This is a genomic window from Nocardia sp. NPDC056541 (assembly GCF_042794235.1).
Classification (GTDB): Bacteria; Actinomycetota; Actinomycetes; order Mycobacteriales; family Mycobacteriaceae; genus Nocardia.
Genome location: NZ_JBHTUD010000015.1, coordinates 1 through 15,390 on the forward strand (window position 1 = coordinate 1; position 15,390 = coordinate 15,390).

At 67.6% G+C, this 15,390-nt stretch carries 15 protein-coding genes; 3 read left to right on the plus strand and 12 right to left on the minus strand.

What is annotated here, in order from left to right:
- Positions 1-111: 111 nt before the first annotated feature.
- Positions 112-1,992 carry a glutamine--fructose-6-phosphate transaminase (isomerizing) gene (glmS, locus tag ACFQ9R_RS24755; RefSeq protein ID WP_378993576.1) on the minus strand — a complete coding sequence of 627 codons (1,881 nt, stop codon included), beginning with the start codon at positions 1,990-1,992 and terminating at the stop codon, positions 112-114.
- Positions 1,993-2,028: 36 nt separating this feature from the next.
- On the opposite strand from glmS, the gene ACFQ9R_RS24760 reads away from it, so the two are divergent.
- Complete coding sequence (locus ACFQ9R_RS24760; RefSeq protein ID WP_378993577.1) at positions 2,029-2,883, plus strand: dienelactone hydrolase family protein; 855 nt, start codon at positions 2,029-2,031, stop codon at positions 2,881-2,883.
- Between the two features lie 71 nt (positions 2,884-2,954).
- Here the strand turns inward: ACFQ9R_RS24760 and ACFQ9R_RS24765 are convergent, their stop codons facing one another.
- From ACFQ9R_RS24765 to ACFQ9R_RS24785, 5 genes are all read right to left on the minus strand, one after another.
- Positions 2,955-3,311 carry a hypothetical protein gene (locus ACFQ9R_RS24765; RefSeq protein ID WP_378993578.1) on the minus strand — a complete coding sequence of 119 codons (357 nt, stop codon included), beginning with the start codon at positions 3,309-3,311 and terminating at the stop codon, positions 2,955-2,957.
- Between the two features lie 31 nt (positions 3,312-3,342).
- On the minus strand, positions 3,343-4,902 hold the full coding sequence (locus ACFQ9R_RS24770) for a hypothetical protein (protein WP_378993579.1): 1,560 nt from the start codon (positions 4,900-4,902) through the stop codon (positions 3,343-3,345).
- Between the two features lie 31 nt (positions 4,903-4,933).
- Positions 4,934-5,293 (minus strand): hypothetical protein, encoded by a 360-nt coding sequence (locus tag ACFQ9R_RS24775; RefSeq protein ID WP_378993580.1) that lies wholly within the window; start codon positions 5,291-5,293, stop codon positions 4,934-4,936.
- Positions 5,294-5,404: 111 nt separating this feature from the next.
- Positions 5,405-5,713: a DUF6802 family protein gene (locus ACFQ9R_RS24780; RefSeq protein ID WP_378993581.1), complete on the minus strand. Its 309-nt coding sequence runs from the start codon at positions 5,711-5,713 to the stop codon at positions 5,405-5,407.
- 91 nt (positions 5,714-5,804) lie between these two features.
- On the minus strand, positions 5,805-5,996 hold the full coding sequence (locus tag ACFQ9R_RS24785) for a PspC domain-containing protein (protein ID WP_063057023.1): 192 nt from the start codon (positions 5,994-5,996) through the stop codon (positions 5,805-5,807).
- 144 nt (positions 5,997-6,140) lie between these two features.
- Here ACFQ9R_RS24785 and ACFQ9R_RS24790 point away from each other — a divergent pair, with 144 nt between their 5' ends.
- Together ACFQ9R_RS24790 and ACFQ9R_RS24795 are read left to right on the plus strand one after the other, a co-directional pair.
- Positions 6,141-7,781 (plus strand): ABC-F family ATP-binding cassette domain-containing protein, encoded by a 1,641-nt coding sequence (locus tag ACFQ9R_RS24790; protein ID WP_378993582.1) that lies wholly within the window; start codon positions 6,141-6,143, stop codon positions 7,779-7,781.
- A 3-nt stretch (positions 7,782-7,784) separates the two neighbouring features.
- Complete coding sequence (locus tag ACFQ9R_RS24795) at positions 7,785-8,210, plus strand: hypothetical protein (RefSeq protein ID WP_378993583.1); 426 nt, start codon at positions 7,785-7,787, stop codon at positions 8,208-8,210.
- Here the strand turns inward: ACFQ9R_RS24795 and ACFQ9R_RS24800 are convergent.
- The 6 genes from ACFQ9R_RS24800 to ACFQ9R_RS24825 form a co-directional block, all read right to left on the minus strand.
- Entirely contained in the window at positions 8,207-8,569 is a 363-nt protein-coding gene (locus ACFQ9R_RS24800) for a hypothetical protein (RefSeq protein WP_378662011.1), read from the minus strand. The genes ACFQ9R_RS24795 and ACFQ9R_RS24800 overlap by 4 nt on opposite strands.
- 166 nt (positions 8,570-8,735) lie before the next feature.
- Entirely contained in the window at positions 8,736-10,073 is a 1,338-nt protein-coding gene (glmM, locus tag ACFQ9R_RS24805) for a phosphoglucosamine mutase (RefSeq protein WP_378993584.1), read from the minus strand.
- A gap of 165 nt (positions 10,074-10,238) precedes the next feature.
- Positions 10,239-10,763, minus strand: coding sequence for a 30S ribosomal protein S9 (gene rpsI / locus ACFQ9R_RS24810; protein ID WP_378993585.1), 525 nt, complete (start codon positions 10,761-10,763; stop codon positions 10,239-10,241).
- Positions 10,760-11,203, minus strand: coding sequence for a 50S ribosomal protein L13 (rplM, locus tag ACFQ9R_RS24815; RefSeq protein WP_022567307.1), 444 nt, complete (start codon positions 11,201-11,203; stop codon positions 10,760-10,762). The genes rpsI and rplM overlap by 4 nt, the downstream gene beginning before the upstream one ends.
- A gap of 176 nt (positions 11,204-11,379) precedes the next feature.
- Complete coding sequence (locus tag ACFQ9R_RS24820) at positions 11,380-12,738, minus strand: hypothetical protein (RefSeq protein WP_378993586.1); 1,359 nt, start codon at positions 12,736-12,738, stop codon at positions 11,380-11,382.
- 70 nt (positions 12,739-12,808) lie between these two features.
- Entirely contained in the window at positions 12,809-15,343 is a 2,535-nt protein-coding gene (locus ACFQ9R_RS24825; RefSeq protein ID WP_378993587.1) for an ATP-binding cassette domain-containing protein, read from the minus strand.
- Positions 15,344-15,390 lie beyond the last annotated feature (47 nt).

The following is a 15,390-nucleotide window of genomic DNA, read 5'->3' on the forward strand; positions in this document are numbered from 1 at the left end:
CCTTCGTCGCGTACGCAACGGCGCCTGATCGACGGGACGGCCGCGAACCCGCCGCTGCGCGGCGGATCCCTCCTCGGGGTCGGGATGTGCGGGGCTGGGTCGGGCCTTTATTTATTCGACGGTGACCGACTTGGCCAGGTTGCGGGGCTTGTCCACGTCGTAGCCCAGGGTCTGGGCCACCTCGGCGGCGAAGATCTGCAGCGGCACCGTGGACAGCAACGGCTGGTACAGGGTCGGGGCGGCCGGGATCTCGATCAGGTCGTCGGCGAACGGGCGCACGGTGTCATCGCCCTCTTCGGCGATCACGATCGTCCGGGCGCCGCGGGCCTGGATCTCGCGAATGTTGCTGAGCAGCTTGGAATGCAGCACCGCGCGCCCCTTCGGCGACGGCATCACGATGATCACCGGCAGGCCCTCTTCGATCAGCGCGATCGGCCCGTGCTTGAGCTCGCCCGCGGCGAAGCCCTCAGCGTGCATGTAGGCCAGTTCCTTGAGCTTGAGCGCGCCTTCGAGCGCCACCGGATAACCCACGTGGCGACCGAGGAACAGCACCGTCGGCACATGCGCCAGCTCGCGCGCGATGGCCCGCACCTGTGGCGCGGTCTCGAGCACCCGGGCGATCAGCTTCGGCATCGATTCCAGTTCGGCGAACTCGCGAGCCACCTCGTCGGGGTACTTGGTCCCGCGCGCCTGCGCCAGGGCCAGACCGACCAGATAGTTGGCAGCCACCTGCGCCAGGAACGCCTTGGTCGAGGCGACACCGATCTCGGGCCCGGTCCGCGTGTAGATCACCGCGTCGGACTCGCGCGGAATCTGCGCCCCGTTGGTGTTGCAGATGGCCAGCACGCGCGCCTTCTGCTCCTTGGCGTGGCGTACCGCTTCGAGTGTGTCGGCGGTTTCACCGGACTGCGAGATCGCCACCACCAGCGTCGACCGGTCGAGAACCGGGTCGCGGTAACGGAATTCGCTGGCGAGCTCCACCTCCACCGGCACCCGGGTCCAGTGCTCGATCGCGTACTTGGCGAGCAGGCCCGCGTGGTACGAACTGCCGCACGCCACGACGAACACCTTGTCGAACTCGCGCAGCTCCTGGTCGGCGAGGCGCTGTTCGTCGAGGACGATCCGGCCACCCTTCTCGTCGACGACGAAATGCCCCATCAGGGTGTCGGCGACGGCGGTGGGCTGCTCCTCGATCTCCTTGAGCATGAAGTAGTCGTGGCCGCCCTTCTCCGCGGCGGCGAGGTCCCAGTCGATGGTGAACGGCCGGCTGACCACCCCGTCGGTGTTGCCCGCGAAGTCGGTGACGCTGTAGCCGTCCTTCGTGATCACCACGGCCTGGTTCTGCCCGAGCTCGACCGCCTCACGGGTGTGCTCGATGAACGCGGTGACATCGGAGGCGATGAACATCTCACCCTCGCCGACCCCGACGACCAGCGGCGTCGACCGGCGAGCCGCCACGATCGTGCCGGGATGGTCCGCATGGGTGAACACCAGTGTGAACGCGCCCTCGAGCCGCTGCAACACGGCGTGGACACTCGCGGTGAAGTCGCCCGCGGTGGGGCCGTCGGCGTACGCGCGCGAAACCAGGTGCACCGCGACTTCGGTATCGGTGTCGCTCAGCAGCTCCACGCCGACGTCTTCCAGCTCGCGGCGCAGCGGCGCGAAGTTCTCGATGATGCCGTTGTGGACGACGGCGAGCTTGCCGGAGAGGTCGCGGTGGGGGTGCGCGTTGCGGTCGGTCGGCGCGCCGTGGGTGGCCCAGCGGGTGTGCCCCATCCCGGTCGACCCGGCGAAACGCTCGGTCCCCGCCTCGCCCAGTTCGGCTTCCAGGTTGGCCAGCCGCCCGGCCTTACGTTCGACCGCCAGAGCACCGTTTCCATCGAGGATCGCGACCCCCGCGGAGTCGTATCCGCGATACTCCATGCGTCGCAGCGCGTCGACGACAACGCCCAGCGCATCCCGGTATCCGACGTACCCCACGATTCCGCACATGGTCCCCCACCCTACTGATCGGATACTCTTCTCGCCGTGTCGGTGTCTGCAAAATCGCTCGTGAGCACCCTGTCCGTGCGCGGCCCCCACCGGGTGCTGCGTGGGAACTTAGGGATCGCAGGTCAGCCGGGTGTGGTGTACACGCCCGAGTCCGGGCTGAACCTGCCCGCTGTCGCGTTCGCGCACGGCTGGCTGACCAGCGCCGAGAACTACAAGAGCCTGCTCGAACACATCGCGTCGTGGGGTTTCGTGGTCGCCGCGCCCGACACCGAGCGTGGCCCGATTCCGTCACATCTGGACCTCGGCACCGACTTGCTCACCACGCTCGACATCGTGAGCAAGGTCCGCCTCGGTGACGGCACCATCAGCGTCCACCCCGACCGCCTCGCCCTCGCCGGCCACGGCATGGGGGCGGGCGCCGCGGTGATCGCCGCGGCTCAACGCCGGGTAGCCGCCGTCGTAGCGCTCTTCCCTGCTCCCACCTCCCCCGCCGCGGAGAACATCGCCCCCGACATCGACGCGCCCGGCCTGATCCTGACCGGTGACGACCTCGACTCGGTCAGCTCCAATGCCCGTGCCCTCGCCGCCGCCTGGTCGGGCCCATCGATCCTGCGCACCCTCGACGGCGCCTCGCACAACGGCATCATCGAGGGCCGCCGCCTCTTCGCCGCCCTCGGCGCGGGCCGCTACGAACACAAAACCGACAAGGCCACCCGAGCCTTGGTCACCGGCTACCTGCTCGCCACCCTTCTCGCCGACAAGAAGTACGCGATCTTCGCCGACCCGGAAGCCGAGATCCCCCACACCAAGGTCGTCGACCCCCACGCCGAGGTCGAGGTCGAGGCGCCCAAGTTGTCCATCGGCACAGTCGCCAAACTCATCCGCGGCTAGAAGCGTCCGGGCCGGCCGAGCGACGCCGGCCCGGCGCGATCACCCTCCGTATTCGGCCTGGCGCCGGTGATTCAGACCAGCCAGCTCTTGCGCTGGTAGTACTCGGCTTCAGGATCGTCGTCGTCATAAGGCGCGACGACATCGTTCGCACGGCGCGCCGCCGCCGCGCGAGCGATGGCGGCGCGCTGCTCCTGCGCCTCTGCTTCGAGGCGGTTCAGTTCGGCCTGGCGCTGTTCGGCTGCCGCCCTCACCTTCTCGTCTTCCTCCGCCTGCGCGAGCACCCGCTCCAGACCGGCGGCAGTACGTTCGGCATGGTCTCGGTCCCGGTCGGCGGTGGCACGGTTGATCGCGTCGAGTTCCTGATGCAGGATCGCCGTGCGCCGAGCGTGCTCGTCGAAAATCTGCTCGAGCTCGAGGACATAGTTCATGAGCGGGGCTCCTCACATGACGAGTGGACGATCACAGCGGGCCTGCCTCAGCCAGGACTGCGCCGGTGTCGACCGGCTCTTCGGCATCACCGGCAGGCAGCGGCTGCGAGTAATGCTCACCGTCGTCTTCGCGCTTGGTGGCACCCGGCATGCTCGGCGTGCTCGACGCGGGCGTCCCACCCTCTTCAGCGGTTCCGGAGCCGGAGCTCGGCGTGCCATCACCGATGACACCTTCTTCGGTCGCAGCCTCTTCACCGGTGGGTTCGCCCTCGCCGACGGGTTCGCCACTCTCGGTCGTGATGACCGGCTGGCCGTCGGCGCCGATCGTCATGCCATATTCGGTGGACTGACCGTCGGCGCCGGTGACGACCATCTTCAGGTTGCCGTCCTCGCCCATCTCGACCTTGACATTGTTTCCGGCAACGTCGAACTCCGCGGACTTGCCATCGATGACATCCGGCACCCCATCGCCGTCGGCATCCTGGAACACAGATTCAATCTGCCCGACCGCGTTCTCGATGCCTTCGGTGATCGTGGACGTGATGGTGTCCATGTTCTCGCTGAGAGTGCTGGCAGCCGTCGTCAACAGGTCCGTGGCGGCGTCGGTGACTGTGCTGACGATCTCGCTGAGCGTGTCGTCGGTCGTCGTGGACGGCGTTGTCGTTGTGGGCGTTGTTGTCGTCGGTGTTGTCGTGGACGGCGTTGTCGTCGTCGGCGTTGTCGAGGCGGGGGTCGTCCCGGACGGTGTGGTCCCTGCGGGAGTCGTCCCGTCACCTTTGTTATCGGTGGTGACAGTGCCTGCCGGTCGCGGATACGCCCCGCTGTCGAGCGCGTTGGTCGCCGTCGTCAGTACCCCGTATGCCAGCTTGACGGTGTCGTCGGTGTTGGAGCACAGGGAGAGGAAGTTCGCCAGCTTGTCGTCGAAGTCCGGTTTGAAGACATCTCTCAGCCACGCTTCGGATTGCTGCTTGTCGTAAGCCGTCTTTCCGATATAGGCAGAACCCAAGCCGGGGACGGCCATCGCAACGATGCCGAGGCCGATAGTCCCGACATCGACGACATCTGTTTCCTCGATCATCTCGTCGATGTCGGCGACGGTCTTTCCGCCGACCAACACCTGATTGCCGGTGACCAGCGCCTTGACCCAATCCTTCTTGCTGGTGACCAGCCCACGCAATTTGGTCGTCGCGGTCGCGAACGCTTCCACCGCCGTGGTCAATTTCGTGCGGTCCTCGGTAGCCAGCGTCAGCTGTTGTCCGAGCATCGTCGCTGCGGCCTCGGCCGCCGCGCCGCTGCTCCACACCGTGGACATCTTCTGCGAAAGCCCCTGCTGCACACCCCATTGCGTATCGGAGACCTGCAACGCGTTGTACAGCGCTTCGGCCGTGTCAGCCAGCTTGTCCAGATTCATACCGCGCTGTTCGTCGTACTCCGCGCAGATCTTGGCCTCGGTATGACTGCAGTCACCGAACGCCTTGTTGTATCTGGGGAGCAACTGGATGAAGTACTGCAGCCCCGGTGCACCGTCGTCGAGGAGCGAATCGACGTTCTGTCCGCGTATGCCCTCGACGGGGCTGCTCAACACCGTCATCGGTCGGCTCCCACATATCCTGCGTCGCTCACTACAGCGCCTGCCCTGCCTTGTTGGTCTGCTTGGCGTTTTCAGCATCGGTGTTGGAGTAGGCAATCGATGAGGCGCCGATCGCATCGCCGATAGCCGTGGTGGCCGAACTCCAGTTGTTCAGCCACGCGATCGCGACATCGAGGCCCGCCGTGACGGTCTTTCCCTCGGCGGCGTAGTTCTTCCCCGCGTCACCCGAGCCGAACTTGTTGTCGGAAATGCGTTTCACAGTGTCCTTGACCGCACCGCCCGACATCTTCAAATCGTTGCCCAACTGCCCGAGTTCACCCGTCTGCACGCCCAGCGTGTTCGAGTACCCCATAGCGTCCCCTCCGTTCCGGATCCCGTTGCCGTCCCCCACCGTCCCGGAAGACTCCTTGTCTTCTTAGACGCGCCAAGACCCGGATCGGTTCCACGATCACACGACGAATGCCGCTGTGCTCGGATTCGATCACAGCGGCACCCTGGTGCGCTACTTCTCCAGGTTCCCATGGTCGGTCTTGCGCCACTCCGACGTGCCGTCGGGATGACGGTGGTATTCCCAGGCGGCGTAGTCGCCGTCTTCCTCGACGACAGTGACGTGATCGGCCAGGCCGTCGTGGTCGTAGTCGGACCAGATGCTGGTCGAGTCGGCATCGCCGGTGGAGAGGGAGTCGACGACGCCGTCGTGGTCGAGGTCGAGAGATGGGTTGTTCAGCTCGACGGGGCCGAGGCCGCCCAGGGACGAGTGGGCGTCGATGTCGGGTAGGCCGAGGCCGGGGAACTCACCCGAGGTGACCATGACTGCTCCTCCAACGGAAAACTCGCGGATGACGACGTGGCGGGGTTGCCACCATCTTGTCATCCGCGAGCGGGCGCCGGGGGGTTCGGGGCTACTTGTTCGGGATGAGGATCCACATCGCCAGGTAGATCAGGAACTGGGGACCGGGCAGCAGGCAGGACACGACGAAGACCAGGCGGACGACGTTGGGGTTCCAGCCGTAGCGTTCGGCGAGGCCGCCGCAGACGCCTGCGATCCACTTGTTGCTGGTCGAACGGGTGAGGCGGCGGGCGGGGGCGGTCATGGTGTTGCCTTCCTGTGGAGCGGTGATGTCTCCACTGTGCCGTCGGAGCACGCCCGCCCGCATCGGTCCACAGACCCATCCGCACCCTGATTTCGACAGGCCCCGACCTCAGGGTCAGACCCCGAGACGGGCACAATCGTCGAGGTGAGCACGACATTGCACGCCAGTGGCCTCTCCGCGGGGCACGCCGAACGGACCCTGTTCGCCGACCTCGATTTCACTCTCGCCCCCGGCGATGTGATCGGGCTGGTCGGGGTGAACGGCGCGGGCAAGTCGACGCTGCTGCGGATGCTGGCCGAGCGGGAACCGGGCGAGGGCACCATCGCGTTGAGCCCGCCCGACGCGACCGTCGGTTATCTGACCCAGGAACCGGAGCGCATCGAGGGCGAGACGGTGCTCGAATTCCTTTCGCGCCGAACCGGTGTCGCACACGCCCAGCAGGTGATGGACGCGGCGGCCGAACGCCTCGGCGACGGTGGCGACGACGACTACTCGCCCGCGCTGGAACATTGGCTGGCGTTGGGTGGCGCGGATCTCGATCAGCGCGCCGAAGAGGTCGCCGCGGACCTGGGGCTGACCCACGGCTTGGCCGGTGGGCTCGACACCCCGATGACGGGCCTGTCCGGCGGCCAGGCGGCACGCGCGGGGCTGGCCTCGGTGTTGTTGTCGCGCTTCGACATTCTGCTGCTCGACGAGCCGACCAACGACCTCGATCTCGACGGCCTCGACCGGCTGGAACGGTTCGTCACCGGGGTGCGCGTACCGCTGATGGTGATCAGCCACGATCGAGAGTTCTTGGCGCGCACCGTGAACAGCGTCCTCGAACTCGATCTGGCGCAGCAGCAAACCGGTTTCTACGACGGCGGCTACGACGCCTACCTCGCCGAACGCGAGATCGCCCGCAAGCACGCCCGCGAGGCCTACGACGAATTCGCCGACACCAAAGCGGGTTTGGAGTCGCGCGCGCAGATGCAGCGCAACTGGCTCGAGCACGGGGTGCGCAACGCCCGCCGCAAGGGCAAGAACGACTCCGACAAGATGGGTCGCAAGACCCGCGCGGAATCCACCGAGAAGCAGGCCGCCAAGGCCCGCCAGACCCAGCGCCGGATCGAACGCCTCGACGTGGTCGACGAGCCGCGCAAGGAGTGGGAGCTGCGGATGGAGATCGCCACCGCCCCACGCAGCGGTGCGGTGGTCGCGACCGCCAACAACGCCACCCTCACGCGCGGCGAATTCACCCTCGGCCCGATCACCACCCAGATCGATTGGGCCGACCGGATCGTGCTCACCGGCGCCAACGGCTCGGGCAAGTCGACCCTGCTCGGCCTGCTGCTCGGCAAGATCGCCCCGGATTCCGGTACCGCCGCACTGGGTTCCGGTGTGGAGATCGGCGAGGTCGACCAGGCCCGCGGGCTGTTCCGTGGCGACGACGCGCTGGCCGACACCTTCGCCGCGGCGATGCCCGACTGGCCCGACGCCGAAGTCCGCACGCTACTGGCCAAATTCGGCCTGCGCGGGCCGCACGTGACGCGTGCGTGCGACACCCTGTCCCCCGGTGAACGCACCCGCGCGGCCCTGGCCCTGCTCCAGGCGCGCGGGGTGAACCTGCTGGTTCTCGACGAGCCGACCAACCACCTCGACCTGCCCGCCATCGAACAGCTCGAACAGGCCGTCGAATCCTTCACCGGCACGTTGATTCTGGTGACGCACGATCGCCGGATGCTGGATTCTGTTCGTGCGACCCGTCGTTGGCACATGTCCGGTGGGCTTCTCAGCGAGGAATGACGCATGGACTACGCATTGGGCATCGACACCCGAATCACCCTGCTCGTCACCGGATTCCTCTTCCTGAGCGCGTTGCTGCTCGGGGTGTGGAAGTACCACGGCATCCGGACTGACGGCGCGGCGCACGTCTATGTCGACATCGCCCACCGCGCCGCGCTGATGTACTCCTTCGCGGGGATCCTGCTCGCGGTGTTCACCGAGCTCAGCGCCTGGCCGACGATCGTCAATCTGACCGCCGATCTGGTGGTGCTCGCGTTCTTCGCCGGTGCGATCGCCAGTTACGCCCTGCACGGGCTGCGCCGGGACACCACCAACCAGTTCGACGGGAGGATTCCCGCCGAACTACGGCTGTCGATGTACGGGCTGATCGTGGGCGAGATCGGTGGTTTCGGGGTGCTGTTCAGCGGATTCGTCGCCGGACAGTTCTAGAGCGACTGCACTACAGCGGGCTCGGCCGCACCGAACAGGTCGATGTCGGAGCCGAGCTTGGCCCCGATCAGACCGACGCCGAAAGTGACACCGAGCACCGCGACCACGGCGATGAACGACCGCGAGCGCGGTACCCGCGGCGCCGCGAACGCACGGGTGCGTGGCGCCTCGGCGACCGGCTCATAGGCGGACTGCCCGTAGCCTTCGTCCCGGATCGGCACAGTGTGCGAATACCCTTGCGGCACTTCGCGGCACCCCGGTCGCCCGCAGGCTCCACCACAGCGGTGCGGCTGGTCGGCTTCGCCGTACTCGTACGGGTACTGGTCCTGGTAGTTGCGGGCAGGCAGCGGCGGAACCATGATCGGCCCCCTTCGAATCGTGCTGCGCGCCAAAATAACCGCCTGCGCCGAGCAGCACACACGCGCCACGGGGCACACAGGTCCAGACGGCGTATCCCGATACTAGTGGGGCCCGGTGGAACACGCCACAGCACCGATCGCCGACCCGTCGTCCGGGTCCCGGCGACTAGACCGCGGCGACCCGCTTGGCCAGATCATCGGCCAGCTGACGCGCCTGCGCGGGATCGGTGGCCTCCACCATCACCCGCACCAACTGCTCGGTCCCGCTGGGCCGCAACAGAACCCGCCCGGTGTCCCCGAGGATCCGCTCGGCCTCCGCGACAGCGTCCAGCACCTCGGGAGCGACAGCGACAGCACCCTTGTCCGACACCGCGACATTGATCAACACCTGCGGCACCGTGGTCATCACCGAAGCCAGCGAGGCCAGCGAGCGGCCGGTCTGCGCCATCCGCGCCATCAACCGCAGGCCGGTGAGCACCCCGTCCCCGGTGGTACCGAACCGCGGGAACACCACATGCCCGGACTGTTCCCCGCCCAGGCTGTATCCGCCGCGACGCAACTCCTCGAGCACGTACCGGTCGCCGACAGCGGCGGTGATCACGGTGATCTCGGCGGCACGCATCGCGATGTGCAGGCCGAGGTTGCTCATCACGGTGGCGACGAGGGTGTCGTCGACCAGTTCGCCCGCGTCGCGCATCGCCAGCGCGAGTACGGCCATGATCGCGTCACCGTCGACGATCTCGCCCGCGGCATCGACGGCGAGGCAACGATCGGCGTCACCGTCGAGCGCGATGCCCAGGTCGGCGCCGTGTTCGAGGACCGCGCGCCGCACGGTGTCCAGGTGCGTGGAACCGCACCCGTCATTGATGTTGAGCCCGTTGGGTTCGGCGTTGATCGCGATCACCGTCGCGCCCGCCTCCCGGTACACCTGCGGGGCGACCTCGGCGGCCGCACCGTGCGCGCAGTCGACGACGACGGTCAGCGAGGACAGGTCCTGGCTGGTGGATTCGAGCAGATGCTCGACATAGCGCTCGTGGGTGCCCTCGACGGTGTAGTCGCCACGCACGCGGCCGATGCCCGCGCCGGTCGGGCGCACGGTGACGCCTTCGGCGATCAGGGCCTCGATCCGGGCCTCGATGGCGTCGTCGAGCTTGTGCCCGCCCGCCGCGAAGATCTTGATGCCGTTGTCGGGCATGGGGTTGTGCGAGGCGGAGATCATCACGCCGAAGCACGCGTCGTACAGGCCGGTCAGGTAGGCCACGGCCGGGGTGGGCAGCACGCCGACCGAGAGGACATCGACGCCGACGGAGGTCAGGCCCGCGGTCACCGCGGCCTCGAGCATCTCGCCGCTGGCGCGCGGATCGCGACCGAGCACCGCCACCGGGCGCTTCTTGCCGCGCGAGAGCACCTGCGCTGCCGCGGCGGCGACGCGCATCGCCAGTTCCGGGCTCAGCGACTCGTTGGCGAGTCCGCGAACACCGTCTGTGCCGAATAGCCGTCCCATAAAAACCCTCTACCAGTAGTAGGTCCCCGAATACAGCACAAGAGCAGGCGACCAGCGGTGCTGGAAGCCTGCTCTTGCACACACGCTCCGCCGACCAGGCTCATCCCCACTCGCGCGGGCAGCATACCCAGCGTATGCGAAAGCCGAGAGTCGACAGTGCGTAAATCAGCGCTTCGAGTACTGAGGCGCCTTACGGGCCTTCTTCAGGCCGTACTTCTTACGCTCGGTGGCACGCGGGTCACGCGTCAGGAAGCCGGCACGCTTGAGCGCGGGACGGTCGTCCGGGGTGACCTCGATCAGCGCGCGGGCGATGGCCAGACGCAGGGCGCCTGCCTGACCCGACGGGCCGCCACCGACCAGGCGAGCGAAGATGTCGAAGTTCTCGACACGCTCGACCAGAACCAGCGGGGACTTCACGAGCTGCTGGTGCACCTTGTTCGGGAAGTAATCCTCGATGGTGCGGCCGTTGAGCTCGAAGTTGCCCGAACCGGGCACCAAGCGAACGCGAACGACGGCTTCCTTACGGCGGCCGACGGTCTGCACCGGGCGGTCGAGGCCGATCGGCTCGAAAGCCAGCTCTTCCTCGACGTACTCGCCTTCGGCGTAGCCTTCGCCGTCTTCGACGATCTCGACTACGACCTCATCGGTGGCGTCGAACTCTTCGGCTGCGAACTCTTCAGGAGCGGTCACTGGGCCACCTGCTTGATCTCGAACGGAACCGGCTGCTGCGCGGCGTGGGGGTGGTTCGGGCCTGCGTAGACCTTCAGCTTGCCCGCGATCGCGTTACCCAGCTTGTTCTTCGGGATCATGCCCTTGACGGCCTTCTCCACGAGACGATCGGGACGGGTCGCCAACACCTCGCCGACAGTGCGCGACTTGAGGCCGCCCGGGTGTCCGCTGTGGTGGTGGATGAGCTTGTCCTGCTTCTTGTTGCCGGAGATGGCAACCTTGTCCGCGTTGATGATGATGACGAAGTCGCCACCATCGACGTGGGGTGCGTAGGTCGGCTTGCCCTTGCCGCGCAGCAGGCCAGCGGCCTGCACGGCGAGACGGCCGAGGACTACGTCAGTGGCGTCGATGACGTACCACTTGCGGGTGACGTCACCCGCCTTGGGGCTGTACGTAGGCACAGTCGTTCCCTGTCTGTCGTCGGTGTTGCCGGCCCTGATGTGTGGATCGAGGCTGTCCTGGCGGCCGGTGGAGACCCAGGACATCGAGGAGACGCCGATCCGCGAACGGTTCGGCGTTCCACACGCCAACGGGCAACGATACCAGCCACGCATCACCGACCCGTAATCGGGCGAGGCTAGATCACGACCGGCGGACCCGGGTCGGTCGCACGCGCGGGACCGGGAATCAGGTAGCGCAAAGTATCGATGCCGGGGGTGACGCAGGCGGAGTCGTCGACCAGCAGGCCACGCGCGGTCTCGATGCCCTCGCGCGGGACCGTGTTCGCGTACGGGGTGAACGCGCAACTCACCGGTTCGGCGGCCGCGGCGACGGCGGGATCCGGCTGGAGCGCGACCAGCGCCAGCGCGCCGACCACGGCCGGTGCGCCGAAGAAGCCCTTCTTCACCTTGCCGAGCAGTTTGCCGCGGCGGTCGTCGTCCTCGGCATCGTCGTGTTCGAGCGCGTGCCGCGGCGCACGAGCGGGTGGACCTGACTGCTGCGGCGGTTGCGCGGTGGGCGGACCGGCGACGAACCCGGCCGGTCCGGGCGGCTGGGCGGCGGGCGGTGCGGTGGGTTGGGCACCCCACCCGACCTGCGCGGCGACTGCCTGACCCGGATGTCCCGAGTCCGGATAGTCGTCCTCCTCGTCGTCGAGATCGGGCTCGGTGACCAGCAGATGCGCGGCGCCGAGGACCAGCGCGTGCATCGGATGATCGGCCACGTGCAGGCGCTGGCCCAGGTGGTTCTGGAAGGCGAAGCGCAGCGCGTCGTTGAAGCAGACGTTGCCCGCGAGCAGCACCGTCGAGGTGTCCGCCCCGATCGAGCGGGCCGCGGCCATCGCCTCGATCACCACGTTGTCGGCCGTGCGGGCGTCGCGCAGCGCCTCGGCGCTGACCGAGACCTCCGTCGATTCGGTCGGCTGCTCGTCGTCGCCGTGCACCGCGACCACCAGCAGCGAGCGACCGTCGGAGTAGATCCCGGTGGCGCCGATGCCGGTGCGATGCCGCTCGCTGGGCGGGGAGACCAGGCCGAGCGCGCGCACATAACCCGAGAGCGCGACGCTTTCGGGCAGCGGTTCCACGACCACGTCGAGCTGTTCGACGAGCGCCGCGTACACCTCGACCTTGTCCTCGGGCCAGCTGTCCGGATACGGCAGCGCGACCAGCTGCGGCTTGCCCTGTAGGTACTTGCCGATCGCGGCCAGCGGGTTGTAGAGCCTGGCCCGGAAGACGAGTTCGGCGGGCCAGGTGGCGCCGGCGATCACGATCTGTGGGTGGCCGAGGATGTCGCGCACATCGGCGATCGCCATCCCCAGGTCCGGGCGCTGCCGGTCGACACCGGCGGTGTGCAACCTGCCCGCGGCATCGGCGAGCAGGTAGGCGGGCGGGGTGTAGGTGCCCTCGACCTGTACCGGGCGGACCGGGGTCGCGCCGCCACCCGCGGCCACGGACACCACGTCCCACCCCAGATGTAGGGCCCCAACTCGAACGGTCACAGGATCAAGTGTGCCCGGTCGGCGACAGACACGCGCAGCTTGCCCACCGAAACGATGCTGACCTGGCGGATCATGCCTGCGACTTCTTCAGTCGTAGTCTGCTCCAGGTGATCAGGGCGAGGATCGAGGTGATCACGATGAGCATCACGATGTCCAGGATCCAGATCCCCGCGCTGTGCCCCCAGAGTGGGTCGTCCTGCGAGCCGAAGACCAGCTCCGTCAGGTCCACCGTCGACGCGCCCGCCGCATAACCCCAGCGTGAGGGGAACAGGTACGAGATCTGCTCGAGGCCGACCCGGTCGGTCACCGGGATCAGGCCACCCGCCATCACCAGCTGCACCATGATCATCACCACGAGCATCGGCATGACCTGCTCGTTGGACTTGGCCAGGCTCGACATCAGCAGGCCGAACACCACGCAGCACACCGCGGTCATCGCGATATCGAAGTACAACTCGACGCTGCCGCTCGGAATCAGCGAACCGGCGCCCGGCGCCTTCTTCCCGATGAACGTGATACCGATCAGGACCGCCGACTGCAGGAACGCGGTCACGCTGAACACGACGATCTTGGCCATCAGGTATGCCGAGGGCAGCAGGCCGACCGCGCGCTCACGCTGGAAGATCGACCGTTCGCCGACCAGGTCGCGCACGCTGAGCGTGGCGCCCATGAAGCACGCGCCGAGGATGAGCACCACCAGCAACTGCTGGGCCTCACCTCCGCTCTCCCGCCCGAACGAGCCGTCGGGCAGCTGCACCAGCGCGCCCGCCGTGAACCCGTCACTACCCGGCACCACCAGCGACAACGCGCCGAGGATGAAGGGCAGCACCACCAGGAAGATCAGATATCCCCGGTCGGAGAAGATCAACCGCAACTGCCTGCGAGACAACGTGCTGAACTGCCGCATCGCGCTCGATTGCGGCGGCGCGCCCACGTTGCCGCGGTTCGGCTGCGCGGGCGGCGGTGGCGGCACATAGGCCTGCCGGGACCGATACTTCGCGAAGGCCTGATCAGGGTTGGCCGCGACCTCGGCGAAGATCTCCGCCCAGTCGCTGGTCCCCATCGCCGCGCCGACCCCACCCGGATGACCGGCGAACGCCGTCTTACCGCCGGGCGCCAGCAGCACCACCTGGTCGCACATATCCAGGCAGGCCACCGAGTGCGTCACCACGATCACCACGCGACCAGCGTCGGCCAGTTCGCGCAGCATCTGCATGACCTGCCGATCCAGCGCCGGGTCCAGACCCGAGGTCGGCTCGTCGAGGATCAGCAGCGACGGACCGGTGAGCAACTCCATCGCCACCGACGCGCGCTTGCGCTGGCCACCGGAGAGCCGGTCCACCCGGGTATCGGCGTGCTGGGTGAGCGAGAGCTCTTGCAGCACGCCGTCGATCACCTTCTGCCGGTCGGACTTGGTGGTATCGGGCGGCAGCCGTAGCTCGGCGGCGAAGCCGAGCGCCTGGCGGACCGTGAGCTGACGGTGCAGCACGTCGTCCTGGGGCACCATGCCGATGCGCGAACGCAGCGCCTCGTATTCGGCGTGCAGGTTGCGGCCCTCGAAGGTCACCACACCACCGGAGGGCTGGGTATTGCCCGCGATCAGCTTCGACAGCGTCGACTTGCCCGCGCCCGACGGTCCGATCAGCGCGGTCAACGTGCCACGCCCCGCCGTCATGTTCACATCGACGAGCAGTTGCTTGTTGTTCTCGACGGTGAACCCGACCCCGTGCACCGACAGACCCTGCTCGGCGACCGGCTTCTGCCGATGCGCCAGCGCCCCCTGGGTGACGACGAAGTCGATGTTGCCGATGGTGACGATGTCGCGCTCGCGCAGCACCGAACGCTGCTGGCGGTGACCGTTGACGAAGGTGCCGTTGGCCGAGCCGAGGTCCTCGATCACCAGGCCCTCGGGCGAGGCCAGCAGCTTCGCGTGCGCACGCGAAGCCAGCGGATCGTTGACGACGATCTGGTTGTCCGAGGTGCGGCCGATGCTCAGGCCACCGGGCGGAATGCGGTCACCGCGCGCGACCGGTTCGGTCGAGGCGGCCTTGCGGACCGGCGGCAGCATCGACGAATCGGCGCGGCGGGTCATATTGATGTTGTCCTGCGGCTGCGCGGGCAGCTGCGAGGTGGGAACGTATTGCGGTTGCTGCTGTTGCGGGCGCGACGGCGGCTGGAAGCCGGGATGCGGCTGCTGCGGACGCGGCTGCTGATAGTGAGGTTGCTGCTGGTGCGGCTGTTGCTGTGGTTGCGAAGGCGGCGCGACCATGGTCGCCGCGTGGCGCGCCCCAGGCGCCGCGGGGACCAGGTGCAGCAGCGGCCCGGTGATCGCGTCACCCAGGCGTACCTGGGTGGGTCGATCGATCGAGACGGGCTGGTTGAGCCTGCGCGCGTCGACGAAGACGCCGTTGGTACTGCCGTTGTCGGCGAGCACCCACGCGCCGTTGCTGAATCGAAGAGTGGCGTGCACACGAGAGACCAGCGGACTGTCCACGAACAGGGTGACCTCGGGCGCGCGGCCCATGGTGATCTGCTGACTCGCTTCGAAGACTCGTTCGGTTCCATCATGGCGCACGGTGATGGTCTGCGCCCCCGGTGAAGACATGGAGCGGATACTATGCCATCGCCCGGACATCGGCGGTGCCCCCGAGA

Bases quoted from the DNA above. Each gene is read 5' to 3' on its own strand.
- ACFQ9R_RS24765 (WP_378993578.1), bottom strand. From the start codon at position 3,311: ATGAACTATGTCCTCGAGCTCGAGCAGATTTTCGACGAGCACGCTCGG.
- glmS (WP_378993576.1), bottom strand. From the start codon at position 1,992: ATGTGCGGAATCGTGGGGTACGTCGGATACCGGGATGCGCTGGGCGTT.
- ACFQ9R_RS24800 (WP_378662011.1), bottom strand. From the start codon at position 8,569: ATGGTTCCGCCGCTGCCTGCCCGCAACTACCAGGACCAGTACCCGTAC.
- ACFQ9R_RS24770 (WP_378993579.1), bottom strand. From the start codon at position 4,902: ATGACGGTGTTGAGCAGCCCCGTCGAGGGCATACGCGGACAGAACGTC.
- ACFQ9R_RS24825 (WP_378993587.1), bottom strand. From the start codon at position 15,343: ATGTCTTCACCGGGGGCGCAGACCATCACCGTGCGCCATGATGGAACC.
- glmM (WP_378993584.1), bottom strand. From the start codon at position 10,073: ATGGGACGGCTATTCGGCACAGACGGTGTTCGCGGACTCGCCAACGAG.
- ACFQ9R_RS24795 (WP_378993583.1), top strand. From the start codon at position 7,785: ATGGACTACGCATTGGGCATCGACACCCGAATCACCCTGCTCGTCACC.
- ACFQ9R_RS24785 (WP_063057023.1), bottom strand. From the start codon at position 5,996: ATGACCGCCCCCGCCCGCCGCCTCACCCGTTCGACCAGCAACAAGTGG.
- ACFQ9R_RS24780 (WP_378993581.1), bottom strand. From the start codon at position 5,713: ATGGTCACCTCGGGTGAGTTCCCCGGCCTCGGCCTACCCGACATCGAC.